We start from the raw sequence: 23,174 nt of genomic DNA, 5'->3' as shown, positions 1-23,174 counted from the left end.
GCCGCCCGCGCCGCCCTGCCGCGCCGCCCGCGCCGCCTGCCGCGCCACCCGCACCGCCCTGCCGCCCGCCCCGCGCTTGGCGAGCCGCGGCCCCGGCGTGCGGCTGTGGTGTTGGTGCTGGTCGCCCCGGGTGAGCTGGTCCGGCCGTTCCCAAGAATCGGTGAGCGCCAATGTCCCGAGCCAAATTTGGGCGCGCTCCCACGAGTCGCTTTTCCTTTTGAGACCTTTACTTCCGTCGATATGAGTCATACGTTGCTCACATCAGACCGAAGTTTTGACTTCTTCGAGAAAAGTCCGTAACACGCGCTCGGTGGCCATGGCGGCGACCGGCCGGGCGCGGGCGTTGCCGTGGCCGAGGGCCGGCATCGCCGCAGATCCGCACGCCCACCTCTCGACAGCATGGCGCACCGGTTCGCACGCCGGAGGCGCCCGGAGGACGCGCATGAAAGACAACGTTGTCAACCGGGACGGGGAGCATCTTCGCCGCCGGTCCCTGCTCGCCGCGGCCGGGGTCCTCGGTCTCACCGGCGGCGCGGTGGCGGTGACCCGGGGCGAGCCCGCCCGAGCCGCGGCCGGAGTCACCAAGAAGGTCACCATCTACGCCGAGGCGCTGCCGGGCGGCCTGTTCGGCTATGGCCTGACCCGGGGCGGCGCCACCATCCCGGGGCCCGTCCTCGAGATGTACGAGGGCGACACGCTGGAGATCACCCTGGTCAACACGACCAACCAGCGCCTGTCGATCCACCCGCACGGCGTCGACTACGACACCGACTCGGACGGGTCGCCGTTCAACGCCTCCTTCAACGGGCCGGGCGAGACCCGTACGTACGTCTGGCGCTCGCACGAGATGACGGCCGCGGCCGGACGCCGGTTCATGCCCGGCAGCGCCGGCTACTGGCACTACCACGACCATGCGATGGGCACCGACCACGGCACCGGCGGGTTGCTCAAGGGCCTCTACGGCGCGCTGGTCGTGCGGCGGCGCGGCGACCTGCTGCCGGACAAGCAGATCACCGTCGTCTTCAACGACATGCTCGTCAACCACAAGTCCGCGCCGAACACTCCCATGTTCGAGGCCAACCTCGGCCAGCGCGTCGAGTGGATCGCCATCGGGCACGGCAACCTGTTCCACACCTTTCACCTGCACGCGCACCGCTGGGCCGACAACCGGACCGGCATGCTCGAGGGCCCGTCCGATCCCAGTCAGGTCATCGACAACAAGGACCTCAACCCGGGCAGCTCGTTCGGGTTCCAGGTGCTCGCCGGCGAAGCCGTCGGACCGGGCGCGTGGATGTACCACTGCCACGTTCAGCTGCACTCGGACACCGGCATGGCCGGGATCTTCCTGGTGCGCAACGCGGACGGAACCATGCCGGCCGGCGCCCAGGAGGCGATCGACCGGTTCCACGGCCACCAGCACGCGGCGGCCGCGAAGACCCACCAACACGGAGGGACTGGCTCATGAGGCTGAGACGAGCCGTGGCCACCGCCATGGCCGCGCTGTTGACCATCGGGGCGGCGCCACCGCGCGAAGCGGCCGCGGCGCCGGCGGCGGCGCCGGAGAAGCCCGGGATTCTGGTCTTCTCGGGCGCGGCGGCCGCGCAGCAGGACCCGGTGACCCGGGCGGCCGCGACGATCGAGGAACTCGGGGCGGCGCAGGGGCTCGACGTCACGGCGAGCACCGACGCGTCGGTCTTCAGCGCGAGCGGCCTGGCGGCGTACCGGGCTGTGGTCTTCCTCTCCGCCGACGGCGTGGTCCTGAACCCCGTACAGGAAGCGGCTCTGAAGGGATTCGTCAACGCCGGCGGCGGTTTCCTCGGCATCGGTGACGCGGCCAAGGCCCAGCTCGACTCGGCCTGGTTCACCGGGTTGATCGGCACCCGCCCGGCCGGGGCGATCCCCGTGTCCCACCCGGTCGCGGCGGTCACCGCGAGCGGCGAGAACCCGCCCGGCGAGACCGCGGTCAAGCTCAACGACGGCGACGCCGACACCAAGTGGCTGGTGCGCACCCCGACCGGATGGGTGCGGTACGAGCTCGCGTCGCCCGCCCGGATCACCGGGTACGCCCTGACGTCGGCCAACGACTCGTCGGGCCGCGACCCCCGGGACTGGACGCTGCAGGGCTCGGCCGACGGACAGGCGTGGTCCGATGTGGACCGGCGCACCGGTCAGACCTTCCCGGATCGTTTCCAGATCCGGCGTTTCGACGTGACGACCCCGGCCGACTACAAGTTCTACCGGCTGAACATCACGGCCAACAGCGGCGAACCGCTGACCCAGCTGGCCGATCTGCGCCTGTTCACCGGCACCACCGAGGCGCCCGCGCCGCCCGCCGTGAACCGGGCTGTCGTCGACATCCTGGACCGCCAGCACCCGGCCACCAAGGGTCTGCCGCTGACCGTCACGCGCGAGGACCGCTGGTACAACTGGGATCCGAACCCGGTCGGCGCCGTGCACACCCTCGCCCAGGTCGAGGAGCGCCACTACAACCCGGGTCTGGGCGCGAACGGCCCGTTCCACCCGGTGTCCTGGTGCCGCGACTACGACGGCGGCCGCTCCTTCTACACCGGCATGGGCCACACCGAGGGCAGCTACGGCGAGGAGGCGTTCCGCAAGCACCTGACCGGCGCGCTCGGCTGGACCAGCGGCATCGTGCGCGGTGACTGCCAGGCCACGATCGCCGCCAACTACAAGGTGGAGCGGCTGACCGCGGCCAACCAGACCGGCCGGCTCGACCAGATCGGGGAGCCGCACGGGCTCACCATCACCCCGGACGGCACGGTGTTCTACGTCGGCAAGGCGGCCTGCCCGGGCGGCCCGGTCGTCGAGTGGACCAACCCGAACGTCGGCCTGGGCTGCGGCACCATCCACTCGTGGAGCCCGGCGACCAAACAGGTCAAGCTGCTGACGACACTGCCGGTGATGGGCAACCGGGGCAGCGGCTCCGAGCTGGTCAAGAACGAGGAGGGCCTGCTCGGCATCGTGCCCGACCCGGCGTTCGCCACCAACGGGCATCTGTTCGTCTACTGGATGCCGCACGCGTCGATCGACCGCGAGAAGCGCATCGGGCAGCGGACGGTCTCCCGGTTCACCTACGACCGGGCATCCCAGACCATCGACCAGTCCACCCGCAAGGACCTGCTCACCTGGCCGGTCCAGATCCACAGCTGCTGTCACGCCGGTGGCGGCATGGCCTTCGACGACCGGGGCAACCTGTACGTCGGATCGGGCGACAGCAACTCGTCGCAGGGCTCGGACGGCTACTCCGGCAACAACTGGACCGCCGAGTACGAGGGCACGTCGTTCCAGGACGCGCGGCGCACCGCGGGCAACACCAACGACCTCAACGGCAAGATCATCCGCATCCACCCCGAGGCCGACGGCACCTACACGATCCCGGCCGGCAACCTGTTCGCCCCGGGCACCGAGAAGGCCCGGCCCGAGATCTACGTGATGGGCGTCCGGAACATCGCCCGTCTGCAGATCGACCCGAAGAAGCAGTGGCTGACCGCCGGCTGGGTCGGCCCGGACGCCGCGGCGCCGAGCCCGGAGCTGGGCCCGGCCAAGTACGAGACCGCCACGATCATCACCGAGGCGGGCAACCACGGCTGGCCGTACTGCATGGGCAACCGGCAGCCCTACCGGGACCGCAGCACCACCGACGCCAAGGTGCTGACCGGCTGGTACGACTGTGACAACCCGAAGAACGAGTCGCCGCGCAACACCGGCCTGACCAACCTGCCGCCGATCAAGGACAACATGATCTGGTACTCGCCCGACGGCGGCGGCCCGGTCTTCCCGAAGCGCGCGGGCAGCGACATCCCGACCTACCAGGCCGCGGACGCCACCTACACCCAGCCCTACCTGCGTGGCGGCGGGCAGGCCGTGATGTCCGGCCCGACCTACCACCGCGATCTGGCCGACGCGTCGAGCGGCGTGGCCTGGCCGTCGTACTGGAACGACAAGTGGTTCCTGGGCGACCAGTCGAACGCGGCCAACCGGGTCGCGGTCACGGTCGACCAGCCCGGCAAGCCGCCGGCCTTCGGGGAGTCGCTGCGGGCCATCATCCCGGCCGGTGGCGGCGCGAACCAGCTGCAGTCCTGGATGGACGCCAAGTTCGGCCCGGACGGCGCGCTCTACATGCTCGACTACGCCGGCGGGTTCTTCAGCCTGCACCCCAACCAGAAGCTGATCCGGGTGACCTATCAGGGCGGCGCGCCGACGCCGGCTCCGGCCGCGACCTCGGTGGCCGTCCAGGACAAGCCGCTCACGATGGCGTTCAACGGCTCCCGCTCGGGCGGGCTGTCGTACCAGTGGACGTTCGGTGACGGCGGCACCTCGACCGAGGCCGACCCCCGCCACACGTACGCCCGGGTCGGGTCCTACACGGCCACCCTGACCGTCACCTATGCCGGCGGGGAGACCACGACCGTCCGCACGACCGTCACGGTCGGCTGCGCCGTGGGTGATCCCGGCACCTCCGTACGGCTGGACGCCACCGACACCGGGGTCCCCAACCGGAACGTGGGTCAGGGCTGCACGATCGACGACCTCATCGACGACGAGAGCACGTGGGCGACGCACGACGCGTTCGTCCGGCACGTCACCGCGGTGGCCGGCATCCTGACCGGCGACAACCTGATCAACGCCCGCGAGGCCGGCGCGCTGACGCGGTCCGCCGCCGCCTCACCGATCGGCCGCGAGGGGCACACCGGCTACGTCTCGCTCTACAACGGCACGCCCGAATCCTTGCGGGACTGGGCTCAGGCGCCGAGCGGGCAGTTCGCCATCCAGCCCGACGGGTCGCTGCGGCCCAGCGGCGGGCTCGGCATGCTGTATCACACCAAGCCGGTCAAGGACTTCTCGCTGACCCTGCAGTTCCGCGACGTCGCACCCGGCGACGCCCGCGGCAACAGCGGAGTCTTCACCCGCTTCCCCGATCCGCGGATCCCGCTCGACCAGCGGCCGCCGGGCAGTTGCGGCACGGTCGGCTCGGCCCGCACCTCGCCGGCCTGGGTGGCCATCTACTGCGGCCACGAGGTGCAGATCTACGACGGCGAGACCGGCGAGCCGCAGAAGACCGGCTCCATCTACAACTTCGACCCCAACCCGCTGAGCGCGGCCGGCGTCACGGCCAAGAACGTGTGGAACCGCTACGAGATCCGCGTGGTCGGCCAGCACTACACCATCATCCGCAACGGCAAGGTCATCAACGAGTTCGACAACACGCCCGGCAAGCAGTCCTCGCGGGCCGGCGACCCACCGACCGACCTGCGACAGTTCACCGAGGGGCTGATCGGCCTGCAGAACCACAGCGACACCGACCTCGTCGACTTCCGTGACATCCGGGTGCGTGCGCTGTGAGGCGGCTCGTGGCGCTGCTCGGCGCGCTCCTGCTGATCGGTGCGGTGGCGCCCGCTCCGGCCCTCGCGGCCCAGACGCTGACCTGGACGGCCGACGACAGCGTGACCGCGTACAAGTCGGCGCCGGCCCAGGCCGTGGCCGGCGAGACCACCATCGTGTTCGAGAACAGCCCGGCCACCGGCAACACGACCGGGATGCCGCACACGCTGACCTTCGACACCTCCACCGAGGGCTACAACCACGACGTCAACCTCAACATCCTGGCCAACCCGTTCGACGCGAACAACGGGCGGCACGAGGCCACCGTCACCCTCACCCCGGGCCGGTACCGCTACTTCTGCTCGATTCCCGGGCACATCTCGATGGTCGGCGAGCTCGTGGTCACCGACGGCGGCACCACCCCGGACACGATCCCGCCGACGGTGACGGCCCAGGCGGCCGGAACCCGGGACGGGGACGGCAACTACGTGGGCACGGCGACCGTCACGGTCGGCGCGACCGACAGCGGTTCGGGGGTCGGCACCATCGAGTACGCCCTGGACGGCGCCGCCTTCCAGCCGTACACCACGCCGGTGGCGGTGACCGCGGTCGGCGAGCACACCGTCCGCTACCGGGCCACCGACAAGGCCGGCAACGTCTCCGCGGAGGGCTCGCTGGCCTTCCGGGTGGTCGAGCCGGCGCCGGACGAGGACACCACGCCGCCCACGGTCACCGCCCAGCTGGCCGGCGACCGCGACGGCCAGGGCAACTACCTCGGTACGGCCACCGCCACGCTGACGGCCTCGGACGGCGACTCGGGGGTGGCCCGGATCGAGTACTCCTTGGACGGCGGGGCCTTCACGGCGTACGGGAATCCGGTTGTCGTCAGCACGGCCGGGCCGCACATGCTGCACTACCGGGCGACCGACAACGCCGGGAACACCTCAGCCGAGCAGATGGCGCACTTCACCGTGGTGGCGCCGGACACGACCGCGCCCACTGTCACCCTGACCGTGAGCGGCACCCAGGACGACGACGACGCCTACGTCGGCGTGGCCACGGTGTCGGTGACCTCCTCGGAAGCGGGCCGGATCGAGTACCGGCTCGACTCCGGCGCCTGGACCGCCTACAGCGCCCCGGTCGAGATCCGCGGACTCGGGGCCCACACCGTGCGGGCCCGGTCCACGGACGCCGCCGGGAACACCTCGGCCGAGAAGTCGGCGACGTTCACCGTGGTCGGCTCGGGCTCGGGCGCCTGCCCGGCGCCCGACACCCGGCCCACGGTGGTCATCGACGGCGACGACACCGGCGTCGGCAACGCCCGGCTCAGCGACGGCTGCACCGTCAACGACCGGATCGCCGAGCACGCCGAGTACGCCGACCACGCCGCGTTCGTCCGGCACGTCGAAACCGTCACCGCCGCGCTGGTCACCGGCGGCACGCTCACCAAACGGCAGCAGGGCACGATCGTCCGCGCGGCCGCCCGTTCGGACATCGGATCATGAGAGGCCTCCCCATGCGCAAGCGTTTCCCGTCCATCGTCGCCGCCGGTGTCCTGGCCGGCCTGTTCCCCGCCGTGCCGGCCTCCGCCGCGCTGGTCACCCACTGCATCGGCACCGGCGGCGCGGTGACCGTCCCCAACGACCTGTACGTGCCGGCCGGCGAGTCGTGCGCCCTCACCGGCACGATCGTCACCGGCAACGTCAGCGTCGCCGCCGGGGGCAACCTGGTCATCACCGGCGGCAAGCTGTCGGGCGACGTGCGGGTGGCCGGCAACGGCTACCTCGACGTCTCGGACACCGAGGTCGCCGGGCCGGTCGTGCTGGCCGCGGGCGGGTACGGCGTCTACCTCAAGGAGGCCACGACGGGCGCGGTGACCGTGCGCCCGAAGGGCACGACAACCGTCGACAGCTTCCTGTACGTCGAGGGCAGCACGGTGACCGGCAGCGTCAACGCCCAGGCCGGCGAGGTCCGCCTGGACCGGGGGAGCGCGGTCACCGGCAACGTCAGCAGCACGGGCACCTACTACACCGACGTGCACGACTCGTTCGTCGACGGCACGCTCTCGGTGCTCAACAGCGCCACCGGCAGCGTCGTGTGCGGCAGCTCGGTCCGCGGCAAGGCGACGTTCGCCGGCAACCTCGGCGGCGTCCAGCTCGGCCCGAACGGCGCCCTGGACTCCTGCGCCTCGGGCGGCTTCTACGGCAAGGACGTCAGCGTCACCAGCACCACGGGCGGCGTGACCGTCGACGACAACATCATCGACGGCGCGCTGACCGCCACCGGCAACACCCCGGTAGCCCAGATCGCCGCCAACAACCGCATCCGCCGCGGCGTCGTCATCGACCCCCCGGCGGCAGCGGCGGCCCGTTCCGCCGCCCGCCCGGCCACGCCCCGCACCGACGACACCGCCAAGGCCGACGAGCGCCGCACGGACGCCGTCCAGGAGGCCACCGCTGCCGGTCCCGCCGACCTCTGACCTTCCTCCCACCAGCCGGCCCCGGACCTCGACGGTCCGGGGCCGGTCTTATCCGGTTCAGTGGCGGAAAGGTGACATGGCACAACGGCGCCAGACCGGAGATCGCACTGTCCACATAGCCTTGGGGCGGTTTCTTCGAACCTGGTCTATGAATCGGTTAACGAAGCCGTGACAAACCGGATTTATCGTCACCCCCATCGCTGGCACTGCTGGAAGGCGGGGCATGACGGAGATTGCGGTCCCATCGTTGGCCATCGGCATCGCCTCCTCGGCGGACGGCCGGATGAGGCTGGCCCACCTGCTCGGTGGCGCCGAGGCTTTCCTGATCGTGGCCACGGCCGACCAGGCACGCCAGTTCCTCGACGTGGTGTCGCCACCCGCCGTGGTGGTTGCCGACCCGGAGCCACCGGGGTTGCGCCTCGACTCCGACCGGCGGGTCGTCTGCTGGCTGGACCGGGAGATCGAGGTGACCCGGCTGGAGCACGACTTCCTGCGCTGCCTGGTCGAGGCGCCCGGCCGGGTCTGGACGTACGAGAAGCTGCACCTCGAGGTCTGGGGCAACGGTCACGTCGGGCGCGGCTCGGACATCCACTCGATCGTCCGCCGCCTGCGGGCCAAACTGGCCTTGCTGGGCGCGGTGGCCACCATCCACGCGATCCGCGGAGTCGGCATCCGGCTCGTGTTCTGAGTGGACGAAACGGCCCGCCCGCGTCACCGCGGACGGGCCGTTTCGTCTCATCCGATCAGCAGCGCACCGGCTGCAGGGCGAAGTTCTCCACCTTCGGCTCCGCGGTGCTGACCTTCGAGGTACGGGCCTGGGGCTTGAACCCGTCCTTGGCGGCGATCAGCGTGAGCGGGTTGTTGCGCTTGTCGAGCCAGTACGCGTAGGCGCCCCCGGCGTCCGTGGCGAACGTGTGCGACGAGGCCCACGAGTCGACCTGGACCGTGGCGCCGGCCAGCGGGGTGCCGCTGCCGCCACCACAGGGAGCACCGGTGACCGTGCCCATCAGCTTCGCCCACGTCTTCGGGGGCAGGGCGTTCAGCGTGACGCCGACGGCCGGAACCGCGTACGGGGTGTCGGTCTTGACCGTGACCGCGCCGGTGTAGGCGCCCGGCTGGTCCACCGCGGCGGTGAGCCCGACGGTGACCGTGACCTTCTTTCCGGGAGCCACCGTGGCCTCGGTCCTGTCGAGGGTCATCCAGCTGACGTCGCCGTTCTCGGCGCACTCGGCCAGGCCGGGAAGCACCTCGCTGGTCTTGGTCGGGTTGAAGCCGCCCGACGAACCGCCGACCTTGTAGAAGCCGCACGCGGCCGCGCCCCGGTACCGAGGAGCGTTGGCGTTGGGCAGAGCGGCCCACGAGTCGGCCGCCGGGTCATAGGCGAAACCGGCGTTGGTGACTCCGGGTCCCTGGCTGCCGCCGACGACGAGCAGCCGGCCATTCGCCGTGGCGAAGGAGCTCGCCCAGTGGTCGGAGGGCGCGTCGGCGATCGCCGTCCACGAGCCGGTGGCCGGGTCGAAGGCGTAACCGGCCTTCTGCGACGCGCTGCCGTCGTTGCCGCCGGAGCAGTAGAGCACGCCGTCGAGGCCGCCGCACGAGGCGAAAGCGAGCGACTTCGGGTAGTCGGGCAGGGTCTCCCAGGCGTCGGCCGCCGCGTCGTAGCGGACCACGTCGTTGGACATCGGGAGACAGTCGGCCGACGTGCAACCACCGACGGCGTACAGCTTGCCGTCCACGACCGCCTGCCCCGCGGCGGACCGCGGCGCCGGGTTGTCGGCCTTGCGCGTCCAGGTGTCCGCCCCCGGGTCGTATGCCCAGGTGGTGGCCATCGGGGCGGTCTCGCTCCAGCCTCCGGTGGCGATGATCTGCCCGTCCAGGACGCCCACCGTCATCGCGCTGCGCGCCTCGGGCAGGTCGGCGATCGGCGACCAGGCCTGCGCGACCGGGTCGTAGACGAAGTTCGACTTGTACGTCGTCTCGCCGCTCGAACCGCCGATCGAGTACACCTTGCCGTCGAGGCTGACGACCCGGTTGTCCATGACCACCGACGGGTAGTCGGCGATGTTCGTCCACGGCTCGGCCTGCGGAGCGTCCTTGACCACGGCAGCGGCCGCGTTCTTGCCGCCCGGCTTCGCGGCGAACGAGGTGTTACCGGTCAGCCTCTGCGCCGGCGCGCCCGGCGACCCGAGGATCTCACCCAGGCTCGTCCGGGAACCGTCGGCCCGTAGCAGGTCGAAGCCGCCGTCGCGCTCGCCGAACTTCACCTCGACCGGCCGCGTGCCGGTGTTGGTGACGGTGACCTTCCGGCCGGCCGTGCCGTCGGGCATCCGCACGTCCGCGCTCACCGAGGCCGGGGTGACTTCCAGGCGACCGGCGGCCAGCTCGAACGCCGCCGGGGTGACCCAGTCGGCGTCCACGTCGACCGTCCCGGTGTCGCCCGAGTAGCCGGTGGCCTTGGCGTCGAACGTCCGTGAGCCGGGCTTGGACAGCAGCCAGAAGAAGCCGTCGGCCAGGCCGGTGTCGTCCGGGGTGGCGACCGTGGTGACCTTCACGGCCGGGTCGTTCTTGTCGGCGACGGTGGCGTTGTTGACGTAGCCGCTGGTGTTGCCGTCGCGCACGTGCCCGATCACCAGGCCGCCGTCGACCGGTTCGCAGTTGAGCTCGCCGACCAGCACGTTGTCGACTTCCCACCACCAGGCGAACGAGGCGTCGTAGTAGTGGAACCGCACCTGCACCTGCGACTTGTCCGCGGCCTGCGGGATCGCGACCGTGGTGCGTTGCGGACCCGGCGTGTTGGTCGTCTGCTGCAGCGCGGTGGTCCAGGTGGCGCCGCCGTCGACGCTCACGTCGACGTCACCCTTCTCGGCGCCGTACTGGCGGTACTCCTGGTCGAAACGGATCACCGGCTCGGTGATGCCGGTGAGGTCCAGCACCGGGCTGACCAGCGACGTGTCCTGGGCGCCGCCCGAGCCGTAGCGGTCGCTGTCGATGATGGCGAAGCCGCCCTCGCCGCCGGTCTTGTTGCCGCGCCCGCGGTCGTCGGTGAACTTCCACGACTGACCGGCGCCCTTGTTGTCGACCACGGTCCAGCCGGCCGGGGCCGAGGTGCCGTCGAACGACTGGAACTCGCCCGAGGCGTCGTTCACGTAGCCGGGCGCCGTGGTGCAGTCGTCCGTCGAGACGGGAACCGCCACGTTGTGCGTGACGTTGCGGGTGCCGACGACCACGTCCTTGGTCACGGCCTGATAGCCCGGATACTGCGAGGTCACCGTGATCTTGTACGTGGCCCCGGCCGGCAGCCGGAAGCTGTAGCGGCCGTTGGACGGGGTCGTGTAGTCGGAGACGCCGCCCGGTCCGGCCACGGTCACCTTCGCGTACAGCGGCCAGCCGTGACCCGAGCCGTCGGTGACCGCGCCGCCCACCGAGACCGTCGGCACCGCGGTCAGCGCCACGTCGGTGGTGGTGGTCTGGTTCGCCGTGACCGCCGCCGGCACGGTCTTGCCGGCGTAGCCGTAGGCCGCCACGGCGGCCTGGTAGTCGCCGGCCGGCAGCCGCGTCGAGTACGTGCCGTCGGTGCCGGTGGTCAGCTGCCGGTCCGCCGCGCCGGTCAGGGTCAGCGTCGCGTTGGCGATCGCCGTGCCCGTCCCCGCGTCGGTGACCTTGCCGGCCAGGGTGCCGGCGTCGCCGGTCGGCGCCTCGGCGATCAGCTTGAGCGCGTCGAGCCGGCCCTCACCGAAGACGTTGTTGTCGTCGGTGGTGCCGCCGCACTGGCTGTTCTCCGCGTCGACCGCGGCGTCGTCCAGCAGCGCGCGGGTGGCGGTCACGTCGCCGGCGAGCGCCGGAGCGGCCGACCACAGCAGCGCGATCGCGCCGGCGAGGTGCGGGGCGGCCATCGACGTACCGCTGATGCTGTTGTACCCGCCGTTCGGCCAGCTCGAGCGCACGTTCACGCCCGGAGCCGAGATGTTGGGCTTGAGCTCGCCGATCTGCCCGGCGCCGCGGCCGGAGAAGTCGCCGATGATGTTGTCGATGCCGTACGCGCCGGCCGAGTAGTTGCTGGCCAGGCTGCCCGGCGCCCCACTGCTCTGGCAGGCCGGGCCGCTGTTGCCGTTGGCGAAGACGCCGAAGATGCCGGACGCCGTCCAGGCCAGCGACACGTCCTCCATGAACGGGTCGTTGGAGGGCGTCTGGGTGCCCCACGAGTTGTTGATGATGTTCGGCCGCTTGCTCGCGTCCGGGTTGGCCCCGGTCGCGTCGGTCGGCTCGAGCATCCACTGACCCGAGGAGATCAGCGCGGTGTCGGAGGGGCAGCAGCCGTTGGCCGTGATCCACCGGGCGCCCGGCGCGACACCGATCTGGTTGGCCTCGGCCGAGCCGGCCATCGTGCCCATCGTGTGGGTGCCGTGGCCGTTGCTGTCGCACGGCGCCCCGTTGCACGCGCCGGCGGCGTCGAACCAGTTGTAGTCGTGGGTGAAGGTGCCGTCCCCGTTGTTGCCCCGATAGGTGCCGACCAGCGCCGGGTGGTCGAACTGGACGCCGCTGTCGATGCTGGCGACCGTGACGCCCTCGCCGGTGATGCCGTCCTGCGCCCACACCTTGTCGGCGTTGATGTTCGCGATGCCCCACTCGACCGCGTTGGCGACCTTCTCCTTGGTACCCTCGGCGACCTTGGGCGCCTCGACCTTCACCGCGGGGTACAGGCCCTCGATCTCCGGGCGGGCGGCGAGGCTCTGCACCATCGCGGCCGAGCCCTTGCTGACCTTGATCGCGTTGGTGCCCCAGAACGCCTGGTACGTCGCGCCGTCCCGGTCGAGCTCGGCCCGGACGCCGGTCTGACTGCTCGCCGCCGCCTTCTTGAGGGCCGCGGCCACCGCCGTACCGCGCTGGTCCCAGTCCTTGATCTGACTGGCCGCGCCCAGGTCGGCGCGGGCGCCGAACCTGATCCAGAAGTCCCCTCCTCCTCTCGCCGCCATCTGCGCGGCGAGCTCCGGCCGGACCTTGTCCTTCGAGCCGGCGGCCGGCGCGGCCTGGGCGCTGCCCGGCGCGGCCAGACCGGCGCCGGCGACGAGCAGCGCCATCCCGGCGCCGACCAGGGACCGGACCGTGCGTCTGAGTTGTGGACCTGTTGCCATGCTGTCTCCTTCAAGGCGGATGAGCCTTAAGCCCGGCCGCCGGACGGATCACGCCGGCGGCCCGAACAGCACGCTAAGATCCATAAGTTTCGATCACCAAGCATCGAAGTGAGCAATGCGTCAGCAAGGTGCGTTGCGAGGTTTGGCGCCCGGCCGAGTGGGCGGCGTTTCTGTCGTACCCCTCTGCTTTCCTTGCGACACGGTCAGTCGCTGATCGTGCGAACGGGCGATGGTTGAGCCGACCGTCGTCGCCCATCGTGGTGGGGCGCGAGTGAGGGGAGTGCCGGTGGATTCGGTGCCGGAGGTTCTGGCCGAGGAGCAGAAATACTTCGACCACGTGTCGGATCAGCGCGAGCGCATGCGCCGCGGCTTGCTCGACGCGCCGGCCGCCGCGGCCCATGCCGGCGCCGCGGTCCACCTGCGAAAAGACGCCGAGACGCGCCTGCGGCGGATCGGTGATCCCGACGACGCCGTCGCGGTCGGCCGGATGGATCACGAGGACGGCGACGTGCTGTACGTCGGCCACCACACCATCTTCGACGAGGACTCCGAGGTGCTCGTCGTCAACTGGCAGGCGCCGGCGGCCGCGCGCTACTACACGGCGACTCACGCCGACCCCGGCGGCCTGGTCAGGAAGCGCACGTTCGAGTGCGACGGCAACACGATCGAGTCGTACAGCGAAGTGGTCTTCCAGCAGTTGGCGGCCGCGGTGGCCGAGCTCGAGGAGCCCGGCGACGCCCTGCTCGACGACCTCAACCGCGACCGCACCGGCCAGATGCAGGACATCGTCCGCACCATCCAGGCCGCCCAGTTCGACCTCATCCGGGCGCCGCTCGACGAGCTGCTGGTGATCCAGGGCGGCCCCGGCACGGGCAAGACCGCCGTCGCCCTGCACCGGATCTCCTGGCTGCTGTTCAACCATCGCGACGCGCTCGCCGCCCAGGACGTGCTCATCGTCGGCCCGACGCCGACGTTCACCCGCTACACCCGGACGGTGCTGCCCAGCCTCGGCGACAGCAGCGTCGTCCAGCGCGACATCGGCCAGTTCCACCCGCCGGTCCGGCGCGGCCGGGCCGAGGAGCCCGAGGCCGTCCGGCTCAAGGGCGACGGCCGCCTGGCCGGGCTGCTGCGACGGGCGCTCTACGACCGCGTCGGCGTGCCGGCCGGCCAGCCCCCGGTCGAGGCCCACCTCGACGGCCGTCCCGTCGTCCTCACCGCCGACGAGATCAACCAGATCGTCGAGCGCGCCCGGCAGACCCCGGGCACCTTCACCCAGCAGCGGCAGATCTTCCGCAGCCTGATGGTCAACGTCGGCCTCGACCGCGCCCGCGAGCGCCGACTCGGCGTGCGGACGCCGCTCGACCAGCTGATCGAACGTCTGTGGCCGTCCTTCACCGCCGCGGCGTTCCTGCGCGAGCTGTTCGGGTCGCGCGACCGGCTCGCCGCCGCGGCCGGCGAGCACTTCACCACCGACGAGATCGCCCTGCTCCACCGCCGGGCCGGCGACCGCATCACCGAGGAGGTGTGGAGCGAGGCCGACCTGCCGCTGCTCGACCATCTCGAGACGCTGATCCACGGCCTCGACGAGCGGTACGCGCACATCGTCGTCGACGAGGCCCAGGACCTCTCGCCGATGCAGCTGCGCTCGATCGCGGCGCGCTCGTCGTCGGGCTCGATGACCGTCGTCGGCGACATCGCCCAGTCCACCGGCCGGTGGGCCCGCGACGACTGGGACGACGTCCTCGAGCACCTGCCGGCCCAGCTGACGCCCCGCATCGCGGAGCTGCGGTACGGCTACCGCGTGCCGCGCCAGGTGTTCGAGCTGGCCGAACGCCTGCTGCCGATCGCCGCGCCCGGCATCACCGCGCCGTTGGTCGTCCGGGACGGCCCGGCCGACCCGGTGCTCCGCCTCGCCGACGACGGCAACCGGGCCGCGACGGCTGTCGAGGCGGCCATGGCGCACGCCTCGCACGGCCGCTCCGTGGCGATCATCTGCCCGGCCGTCCACCGCGGGGCGGTCGAGTCCGAGCTGACCGCGCGCGACGTCGCCTGGCGGGCCGCGTCGCGCAGCGAGCTCGGTCAGGGGGTCAACCTGGTCAGCCCGCAGGAGGCCAAGGGCCTCGAGTTCGACGCCACCGTGGTGGTCGAGCCGCGCGACATCGTCGCCGAGGACGAGCGCGGCCACCGCCTGCTGTACGTAGCTCTCACCCGCACGACCCGCTACCTGCACGTCATCGGCGTCCTCCCGCCGATCGCCGGCGGCGGCCCCTTCGACCTCGGCGGCGCCGATTCCACCGCCGACCCCGGTCCGGCCGAGCTCGCTCCGGTTAGCGATTCCGGGGCGGCCGTGACCGCGCACGATTCCGGGGCGGCCGGCGGCGGGCGCGATGACGAGGTGACCGCGACGGTGCCCGAGCCGAGTGGCAGCGTGGCCGAGCTGTCGGTGACCGGCTCGGCAGCCACGCGGGGGCCGCGCCACGGCGGCGAACCTCCCGAGCCGACCGGCGCGGAGTCCCGGCTGGAGCCGAGCGGCGGCGATCCGTCGGAGCGGTCCGGCGCGCTGCGGGAGCCGGCGCCGAGTGACGGCGTGCATGACTTCGAGCCCACCGGCCCGGTGCACGAGCCCGGGTCGAGTCGCGGGGGCCATCGGTTCCAGCCCGCCGACCCGGAAGCCGAGCAGGAGCCGAGAGACCACGCGGATGACTTCGAACTGACGGGCACGGTCGGCGAGAGCGAGCCGAGCCGTGGCGCGGGCGACTTCGGTCTGCACCGCGCGGTTCGTGAGCTCGGGTCGAGCAGTGGCCCGGGCGGCTCTGGTCTGTACCGCACGGGCCCTGAGCCTGAACCGAGTCGTGACGCGGCCGATACGGGTCTCACCGGCAGCGCGAGGCAGCTCGGGCCGGCCGGCGGCGGTGCCGGCGACCTCGACTTGTCGGGCAAGGCTCGTGAGCATCGGCTGAGCAGCGACGCCGGTCTCGGCGGCGGCGCGAGGAACTCCGGGGCCGCCGACGGCGATGCCGGTGAGCTCGGGGTGCCCCGCGCCGTTCGCGAGCCTGAGCCGAGCGGTGGTACGGACACTCTCGACCCGATCAGCGACGGCACGGGTGGCATGGAATCGCCTCGCACGGCTCACGATCGCTTGCCGGGTAGTAGTGCGGACGGCGCCCGCTCCACCGACGGCGCCGACTCCGATGACGGCGCCAGCTCCACCGACGGCGCCGACTCCGCTGACGACGTCCGTTTTACTGACGGCGCCGACTTCGCTGATGGCGTGCGCTTTAGTGACGGCGCTCGCTCCACCGACGGCGCCGACTTGACTGACGGCGTCCGTTTCACTGACGGCGCCTACTCCACTAACGGCGGCCGGGATTCCGAGCCGGTCGGCGGCCGGGAGAAGACTGATTCGTCCGGCCGTCCGGCCTACTGGGGGTCAACCAGCGGCGCCTGGGAGCTCGGGTCGATCAGCCGCGGGCGCGAACTCGGGTCAACCGGGGGCGCTGACGATTTCGTGTCGACCAGCGGCGGAAACGACTTCCCGTCAACCGGCGGTGTGGGCGAGTTCCGGCCGGTCGGCGGGACGGGCGATGCCGCATCGGCCGGCCGGACAGGCAAATCCGGAGCGGACGTCGGGGCCGGTGAAGCAGAAGTGACCGGCACGCTGAGCGGGCTGAGGCCGAGCGGTCGGGTGGACACCTCGAACCCGGACGGCGTGGAGGGAAACCTCCGGTCGGAGAGCGCTGCGAGCGAATCCTCTTCGATCAGCGATCGTGCCGTCGGCGGAGCCGTGAGCCGCTTCGAGCGGAATCGACCGGCCAGTGACTTCGAGGTCACCCGCACGATCACCGTGTCCCCAGCCGTCGGCACCGCCACCGTCCCCTCCCCGCGTGCCGTGGTCAATGAGCCGCAGCCGGCGCGAGCGGTGGCGGCTCAGCCGGCCGGGACGTCGACGTCTGCGCCGACGCCACATGCGAGCGTGACGCCGAACCCGACGGCGGTGCCGACGCCTTCAGCGACGGAGACGCCGTATTCGGCTGTTGCTCCCGCTTCGGCGGCGGTAGCCAATCAGGTTGTGGTGCCGACCCCTGCGGTGGTGGAGATGCCGCCTTCGGCTATTGGTCCGGCTTCGCCGTCGGTAGTCGATCAAGTGGTGGTGCCGACTCCTGCGGTGGTGGGGATGCCGCGTTCGGCCGTCGGTCCGGCATCGACGGCGGCGCGGGCGCCTGTAGTGACGCAGCCGCCTGAGGCGGAAACGCCATCGATGTCGACCGCGGCCTGGCAGTCGGATTCGTCCGCGGCAGCACCTCAGTTCGGTGTGACGCCGTCGTCCGCAGCGGCACCACAGTCTGGTGTGACGGCGTTGTCCGCAGCAGCACCGCAGTCTTCCGCAGCAGCGCCAGAGTTTGCTGTGACGCCGTTGTCGGAAGCGTCTACGCCACAGCCCATCCCGGCCTCGGCCGCGTCGACCGCGCCGTCGTTGCAGCCGGTTCTGATACCGCAGTCTGCCGAGACGTCGGCCGCGATGGTGACGGCAGAGCCGGCACGGGAAGTGATGCCGCAGCCCGCCGCGATGTCGGCCGCAATCGCAACCCCAGCCGCGAACGGAATCCCGGCGGCAGTGCCGAATACTGTCACGACGCCGATCGCGACGGTCGCTCCGACGCCAGCAGCGACGCCAGAGCCGGTCGAGGCCACGACGCCGACGTCAGCCACGACGCCGCACCCGACCACGGCGCCGACGTCAGCCACGACGCCGCACCCGACCACGGCGCCGACGTCAGCCACGACGCCGCACCCGACCACGGCGCCGACGTCAGCCACGACGCCGCAGCCGGCCACGACGCTGACGCCGACCACCACGTCGGCGTCAGCTACGACGCTGCAGCCGACCAGCACGCCGACGTCAGCTACGACGCCGCAGCCGCCCCCGACGTTGACGCCGGCCAGCACGCCGCAGCCGGCCGCGATGCCGCAGCCGGCCACGACGCTGACGCCGGGCACGGCGCCGACGGCAGGGCCGGTGCCGACGGCGGTGCTTGCTCCGGTGGTGACTCCGGTGCCGGCGCCCGCCGTCGGTCTTTCCGCGCGGATCGTCGAGTTGGTGGCGGTCGAGCTGGCCGGCCAGGTTCGGGAGAACGTTCAGCCGGGGCAGTGGTCGGCTGTTGTCCGGCGGTTCGGCGAGCTTCTGGGCGAGGGGTAGGGGACGGTCACGTGGTCGTGCAGACGGTGCCGTTGAGGGTGAAGGCCTGGGGCAGCGCGTTGGGGCCGCTGTAGGAGCCGACGAAACCGACCGTGGTGGTGGCGCCGGCGGCCAGGCTGCTGTCGGTGGTCACGCGGACCGTGCGGCCGGTCTGTTCCCACGTGGCGCTCCAGCCGCTGCTCACGCTCTGCCAGGTGGTGGGCCAGGTGAAGGCCAGCGTCCAGCCGTTGACCGGGGCGGCCGCGTTGTTGGTGATGTCGATCGAGCCGACGAAGCCGTTGCCCCAGTCGCTGGTGTCGCGGAACTTCACCGTGCACGCCGACGCGGCGGGGGTGCCGGTGGTGAAGGTCAGCGGGGGCGAGGCGGGTGACAGGCGTCCGGCGTTGTCGCGGGCCAGCACGTTGACCGTGTACCGGCGGCCCGGCTCCAGGTTGCGCACGGTCAGTGAACTGCCGGTGGTCTCGCCCAGCAGTTCGCTGATGCCGCCGTTCTGCCGGTACACCTCGTACTTGAGCCCGGCCGCGCCCCGGGGCCAGGTGATCGTCGCGGTGCGGTCGGTCGTGGTGGCGGTGGGCCGCGCGGGGGCTGACGGCACCGCCGTGCCGGCTGCGGCCGGATGCAGGGTGAGGAGCGTGATCGAGTACGGGGCCAGGGTCTGCGCCGTGGCCGTGCCGGCGGTCGTCGTGGTGATCTCGTCGTCGCCGTTGGCGAAGGTCGCGACCGCCGGGGTGCCCGCGGCCGGGGTGAAGCCGTGGTAATTCACGGTGACCGTGCGCGACTCGGCCGGGTCCTTGTTGATCAGCAGGACGGCGATGTCGCCGTCGGGCCGGCGGACGGCGTGGGCGCTGACCAGCGGATCGCCGGAGCCGGTGCCGACGAACCGGTCGCCGGTGCGGGCGAAGTCGCCCATCAGGGACAGCGCGTGGTAAGGCGCGAACGGCGTGTTCAGCGGTGGCTGGCAGACCGACCCGTCGGCCGTGCAGTTGCCGCTGGAGAGCAGCCCGTAGTCGTCGTAGTCGGTCTGCCCGGCGACCGTCGACACGTCGCCGATGCCGTTGTGGACGTTCCACCAGTGCACCGTGAAGACGCCCTGGGCGAGCAGGCCGCTGTAGACGTCGGCCAGGAACAGCGCGCCCGGCTGGGTGTTGCGGCCCACGTCGACGTTGGTCTCGGTCATGCTGATGCCGATGCGTCCGGCGTTCGCCCCCGCGTACTGGTCGATCTGCTGCCGCAGCAGGACGGTGGCCTCCTGGATGTGGGAGGTCTTGATGAGGGTCTCGGCCGGGGTGCTGCCGCCGGGATACCAGTGCACGTCGGCGAAGTCGATGACCGAGCCCGCCCGGCTGAGCACCTCCTGGTTCCAGCTGCCCTGGTCGCCGGGGCCGACGATGCCGTCGGGCCAGTTCCCGGGCATGGTGAGCACCGCGCCGATCTTGATGGTGGGGTCGACGGCCTTCATGGCTTCCGCGTACGCGACGACGGTCGCCGCGTACTCCTTCGGGCTCTTGTCGGCGTGCTCGTCGGCTTCCCACGCCGAACCGTAGTGGCCGTTGCCGTAGTTCTCGTTGCCGATCGTCCAGTACGTGGCGTCGTACCCCTTGGTGATGTTGGCGTACCGGACCCAGTCGGCGGCCTCCTGGGCGGTGCCGGTGCCGTAGTTCGCGATGATCATGGGTTCGGCGCCGGTCCGCCGGGCCCCGGCCATGAACGTGTCGAAGTCGGTGCCCGGGGCGACGTACCCGCCGGGCGCGGTGTGGTCCCGCCAGTGGTAGATGTCGGCGTAGGAGCCGCCGGGGTAGCGCAGCATCTGCACCCCGGCGTCCTTGAGCAGGCCGGAGACGGCCGGGGTGCCGAGCTGGGCGTCCCAGATGGCGTGGTTGACGCCGAGCGCGACGTCGCCCACGGTGGCGAGGCCGGCCCGCACGTCGACGTCGACGCGCGTCTCGGCAGCGAGCGCGCGGGCCGGCGCGGCGGCGAGAGCGGGTGTGGTGGCGCCGGGTGGCGCGGCGGTGACGGCGGTGACCGTGGCGAGCAGGACGGTGCTCGCTAAGGCACGCCGCAGGAGCGGCAGGTTCATCGGATCTCCACGGGCGAGACGGGCTGGGAGCGCTCCCATAGTCCGGCCACACAGTGACAGATGTCAATTGCCCATTAAGGCGTGCCCGGCTGGGTAGTCAGGATGGCGTGAGCGCCGAGTCTGTCGCCGTCCCGGGCGCCGCGCCGTCGGCGTGGGCGCCGTTGCGTGTCGCCGCCTACCGCAACCTCTGGCTCGCCCTGCTGGCCAGCAACATCGGCACCTGGATGCAGACCGTCGGGGCGCAGTGGCTCCTGGTCGAACAGTCCGGTACGGACACCCTGGTGGCGGTCGTGCAGACGGCCAGCACGCTGCCGATCGTGCTGCTCGCCCTGCCGTCCGGCGCGCTCGCCGACACCCTCGACCGCCGGCGGCTGCTGATCGCGGTGCAGAGCTTCCTGGTCGCGGTGGGCGTGCTGCTGACCGTGTTGACGCTCACGGGTCGCATGCCGCCGGCCCTGCTGCTCACCCTCACGTTCGCGCTGGGCGCGGGTCAGGCGCTGACCGCTCCCGCGTGGCAGGCGCTCATCCCCGACCTGGTGCCCCGGCCCCAGCTGGCCTCCGCGTCGGCCCTCGGGGCGATCAGCATGAACCTGGCCCGCGCCGTCGGCCCGGCCATCGCCGGGGTGCTCATCGCCCGGACCGGCCCCGGAGTGGTGTTCGCCCTCAACGCCGTCACTTTTGCCCTCTTCACGTTCGTCCTGTGGCGCTGGCACCCACCGGCGGCCGACCTGACCGCCGTGCCCGAGCGTTTCGCCGCGGCCGTGCGGGCCGGCGGCCGCTATGTGCGGCACTCGCCGGTCGTGCGGCGCATCCTGCTGCGGGCCACGCTGTTCCTCCTGCCCGGCAGCGCTCTCTGGGCCCTGCTCCCGCTGGTCGCCAGCCGCCGGCTCGGTCTCGGTTCCGGCGGGTACGGGATCCTGCTCGGCGCGGTGGGCGTCGGCGCGGTGATCGGCGCCTTGTTGCTTCCGCGGTTACGCGCCCGCTGGTCGATGAACACGCTGCTGCTCGTCGCCGGCATCCTGTTCACCCTGGTGCTCGCCGTGCTCGGGCTGGTCCGCTCGGAGCTCGCCGTCGTACTGGTCCTGCTGCCGGCCGGCGTCGCCTGGGTCATGGTGCTGTCCAGCGTGAACGCTGCCATGCAGCTCTTCCTGCCCAACTGGGTACGGGCCCGCGGGCTCGCCGTCTACCAGATGGTCTTCGCCGGGGCCCAGGCCGTCGGGGCGCTGGCCTGGGGGGCGCTCTCCGACACGTCCGGGCTCGTCGCGGCGCACGTCGCCGCGGCCGGTCTGATGGCGGTCGGCGTGGTCACGCTGCGCTGGTGGCCGATGCTGAACACCGCCGGCATGAACCGCGACCCGGCGGCGTACTGGCCCGAGCCCCACCTGGAGCTCGATCCCGACGACCACGACGGGCCCGTCCTGGTCACCGTCCGATATCCCGTACGCGCGGAGCGGGAGCGGGAGTTCGCGGTGGCGATGAGAGCCGTGCGGCGCAGCCGGCTGCGCACCGGCGCCGTGCAGTGGGGGCTGTTCCGCGACGGCGAGAAGCCGGACTGCTTCGTCGAGGCCTATCTGGTGCCGAGCTGGGACGAGCATCAACGGCAGCATGCCGGACGGCTCACCGGCGCCGACCGCGAGGCCGAGGAGCGGGCGCTGCGGCTGGCCGACGGGCCGCCGCAGGCCACCCATCTCCTCACCGTGAACTGAGCGGGGAATGAAGGCCGGGACCGCCAGCCGTGGCGGATCTGCACCCGGACGGAGCACAATGAGGTAATGGTGCGATTACGGTGCGAGATCGACCAGGTGGGCACCAGTCTTCTTGTGCACCTGGAAGGCGAGTTGACCCTCGAGACGACTCCCCAGGTCCGGGCGACGTTGCTGAAGTGCCTCGTCGAGCAGCCCGACGTGCTGGTGGTCGACCTGAGCGGGGCGCTGGTGCCCGATCCGCTGGCGCTGTCCGTCTTCAACGTCGTGGCCGCTCAGGCCGCGATGTGGCCGGGCACCCCGGTCGTGCTCAGTGTTCCGCAGGCCGACCTGGCGGCGTTGTTCGCGGCCGGCGGCTACGGCCGGATCGCCGTCTTCTCCTCGCCCGAGCAGGCTTTGGCGGCGGAACCCCGGGAGGGCCTGCCCTTCCTGGTCGAGACCCTGCTGCCGCTGCTCGGGTCGCCGGCCCGGGCCCGTGAGCTGGCCGGCGAGGCGTGCGCCACCTGGCGGCTGCCGCATCTGGCCGCCCCGGCCCGGCTGGTCGTCGGCGAGCTGGTGACCAACGCGGTGGTCCACGCGCAGACCATCGTCGACGTGCGGATCACCCTCGGCCGCCGCTATCTGCTGATCGCCGTCCGCGACGGCTCCCCGGTGGAGCCACACGTGGACTTCGGCGTGCGGACCGAGATCGCCACGGGGCGCGGGCTCCTGCTCGTCGACGCCGTCGCGGTCCGCTGGGGGAGCCGGCTCACGGACGGCGGCAAAGTGGTGTGGGCGGCCCTGTCCCGCCACGAGACCGGGACGGCCACCGGCTGATCACTCGGCCGGTGGCTGCGATGCGCGGGTCTCCCGGCGCGCCTGCGATCGCACCAGGACGGCGGCCCGGTCCACCCGCCGCACTTCCTCGAGATAGCGGAGCCGGGCGGCCGGGTCGTGGCTGCGCTCGGCCAGGCCCCGGAGCGCCGTCACCTTCTCCTGCATGGCGCTGACGGCGGTCCAGAGCGCGTCCTCGATATCGTTCTCGGTGGCCGCGACGAACGACTGCGGCGACCACGAATGGCCGACCTGGCACACGTACTGAACGTCGTCGCCGTCGCGGATCTCGCCCAGCCCGCCGCGGCAGTCCGGGCAACCCATCGCCACGCCGGTCCGGCCGTCGGCGGCCGGAATCAGGTGCGCCATCGACCGCCTCCTCGTGTCCGGCGCGGGCTTCCCGGCGGGACACCGGCCAAACCCTCCCGGC

Annotated in this window: 11 protein-coding genes and 1 pseudogene; 8 read left to right on the top strand and 4 right to left on the bottom strand. The window is 71.8% G+C overall.

The window, feature by feature from the left end:
• A pseudogene (locus tag HJC40_RS21085) lies at positions 1 to 249 on the bottom strand (hypothetical protein); the annotation flags it as partial.
• A 193-nt stretch (positions 250 to 442) separates the two neighbouring features.
• Here HJC40_RS21085 and HJC40_RS21080 point away from each other — a divergent pair.
• The 5 genes from HJC40_RS21080 to HJC40_RS21060 all read left to right on the top strand — a co-directional run bounded on the left by HJC40_RS21080 (position 443) and on the right by HJC40_RS21060 (position 8,510).
• Complete coding sequence (locus HJC40_RS21080; RefSeq protein ID WP_250002979.1) at positions 443 to 1,465, top strand: multicopper oxidase domain-containing protein; 1,023 nt, start codon at positions 443 to 445, stop codon at positions 1,463 to 1,465.
• The gene (locus tag HJC40_RS21075; protein ID WP_250002978.1) at positions 1,462 to 5,364 is read left to right on the top strand and encodes a ThuA domain-containing protein; all 3,903 of its coding nucleotides are present in this window, start codon (positions 1,462 to 1,464) and stop codon (positions 5,362 to 5,364) included. The genes HJC40_RS21080 and HJC40_RS21075 overlap by 4 nt, the downstream gene beginning before the upstream one ends.
• Positions 5,361 to 6,848, top strand: coding sequence for an OmpL47-type beta-barrel domain-containing protein (locus HJC40_RS21070; protein WP_250002977.1), 1,488 nt, complete (start codon positions 5,361 to 5,363; stop codon positions 6,846 to 6,848). Before HJC40_RS21075 ends, HJC40_RS21070 begins: the two co-directional genes overlap by 4 nt.
• Before the next feature lie 11 nt (positions 6,849 to 6,859).
• Complete coding sequence (locus HJC40_RS21065) at positions 6,860 to 7,822, top strand: hypothetical protein (protein WP_250002976.1); 963 nt, start codon at positions 6,860 to 6,862, stop codon at positions 7,820 to 7,822.
• 223 nt (positions 7,823 to 8,045) lie between these two features.
• Positions 8,046 to 8,510, top strand: a complete 465-nt coding sequence (locus HJC40_RS21060) for a winged helix-turn-helix domain-containing protein (protein ID WP_250002975.1) — start codon at positions 8,046 to 8,048, stop codon at positions 8,508 to 8,510.
• 55 nt (positions 8,511 to 8,565) lie between these two features.
• Here the strand turns inward: HJC40_RS21060 and HJC40_RS21055 are convergent, their stop codons facing one another.
• Positions 8,566 to 12,954 (bottom strand): S8 family serine peptidase, encoded by a 4,389-nt coding sequence (locus HJC40_RS21055; RefSeq protein ID WP_250002974.1) that lies wholly within the window; start codon positions 12,952 to 12,954, stop codon positions 8,566 to 8,568.
• Positions 12,955 to 13,240: 286 nt separating this feature from the next.
• Between HJC40_RS21055 and HJC40_RS21050 the strand changes: the two genes are divergently transcribed.
• Entirely contained in the window at positions 13,241 to 18,151 is a 4,911-nt protein-coding gene (locus tag HJC40_RS21050; protein WP_308200923.1) for a UvrD-helicase domain-containing protein, read from the top strand.
• Positions 18,152 to 18,158: 7 nt separating this feature from the next.
• Here the strand turns inward: HJC40_RS21050 and HJC40_RS21045 are convergent, their stop codons facing one another.
• Entirely contained in the window at positions 18,159 to 20,228 is a 2,070-nt protein-coding gene (locus tag HJC40_RS21045) for a cellulose binding domain-containing protein (protein WP_250002973.1), read from the bottom strand.
• Positions 20,229 to 20,335: 107 nt separating this feature from the next.
• Between HJC40_RS21045 and HJC40_RS21040 the strand changes: the two genes are divergently transcribed.
• Both HJC40_RS21040 and HJC40_RS21035 read left to right on the top strand, forming a co-directional pair.
• Complete coding sequence (locus tag HJC40_RS21040) at positions 20,336 to 21,934, top strand: MFS transporter (protein ID WP_250002972.1); 1,599 nt, start codon at positions 20,336 to 20,338, stop codon at positions 21,932 to 21,934.
• A gap of 66 nt (positions 21,935 to 22,000) precedes the next feature.
• Positions 22,001 to 22,747, top strand: coding sequence for an ATP-binding protein (locus HJC40_RS21035; RefSeq protein ID WP_250002971.1), 747 nt, complete (start codon positions 22,001 to 22,003; stop codon positions 22,745 to 22,747).
• On the opposite strand, the gene HJC40_RS21030 is transcribed toward HJC40_RS21035, so the two are convergent.
• Positions 22,748 to 23,113, bottom strand: a complete 366-nt coding sequence (locus tag HJC40_RS21030) for a hypothetical protein (RefSeq protein WP_250002970.1) — start codon at positions 23,111 to 23,113, stop codon at positions 22,748 to 22,750. It lies immediately after the preceding gene.
• Between the last annotated feature and the right edge of the window lie 61 nt (positions 23,114 to 23,174).

The sequence above is a fragment of the Actinoplanes sp. M2I2 genome (genome assembly GCF_023544445.1).
Classification (GTDB): domain Bacteria; phylum Actinomycetota; class Actinomycetes; order Mycobacteriales; family Micromonosporaceae; genus Actinoplanes.
This window is presented reverse-complemented; position numbering and strand designations above follow the sequence as displayed.

Excerpts from the sequence above, each read along its gene's own strand:
- HJC40_RS21080 (WP_250002979.1), top strand. The coding sequence starts at position 443 with ATGAAAGACAACGTTGTCAACCGGGACGGGGAGCATCTTCGCCGCCGG.
- HJC40_RS21075 (WP_250002978.1), top strand. The coding sequence starts at position 1,462 with ATGAGGCTGAGACGAGCCGTGGCCACCGCCATGGCCGCGCTGTTGACC.
- HJC40_RS21065 (WP_250002976.1), top strand. The coding sequence starts at position 6,860 with ATGCGCAAGCGTTTCCCGTCCATCGTCGCCGCCGGTGTCCTGGCCGGC.
- HJC40_RS21060 (WP_250002975.1), top strand. The coding sequence starts at position 8,046 with ATGACGGAGATTGCGGTCCCATCGTTGGCCATCGGCATCGCCTCCTCG.
- HJC40_RS21055 (WP_250002974.1), bottom strand. The coding sequence starts at position 12,954 with ATGGCAACAGGTCCACAACTCAGACGCACGGTCCGGTCCCTGGTCGGC.
- HJC40_RS21045 (WP_250002973.1), bottom strand. The coding sequence starts at position 20,228 with ATGAACCTGCCGCTCCTGCGGCGTGCCTTAGCGAGCACCGTCCTGCTC.
- HJC40_RS21035 (WP_250002971.1), top strand. The coding sequence starts at position 22,001 with ATGGTGCGATTACGGTGCGAGATCGACCAGGTGGGCACCAGTCTTCTT.
- HJC40_RS21030 (WP_250002970.1), bottom strand. The coding sequence starts at position 23,113 with ATGGCGCACCTGATTCCGGCCGCCGACGGCCGGACCGGCGTGGCGATG.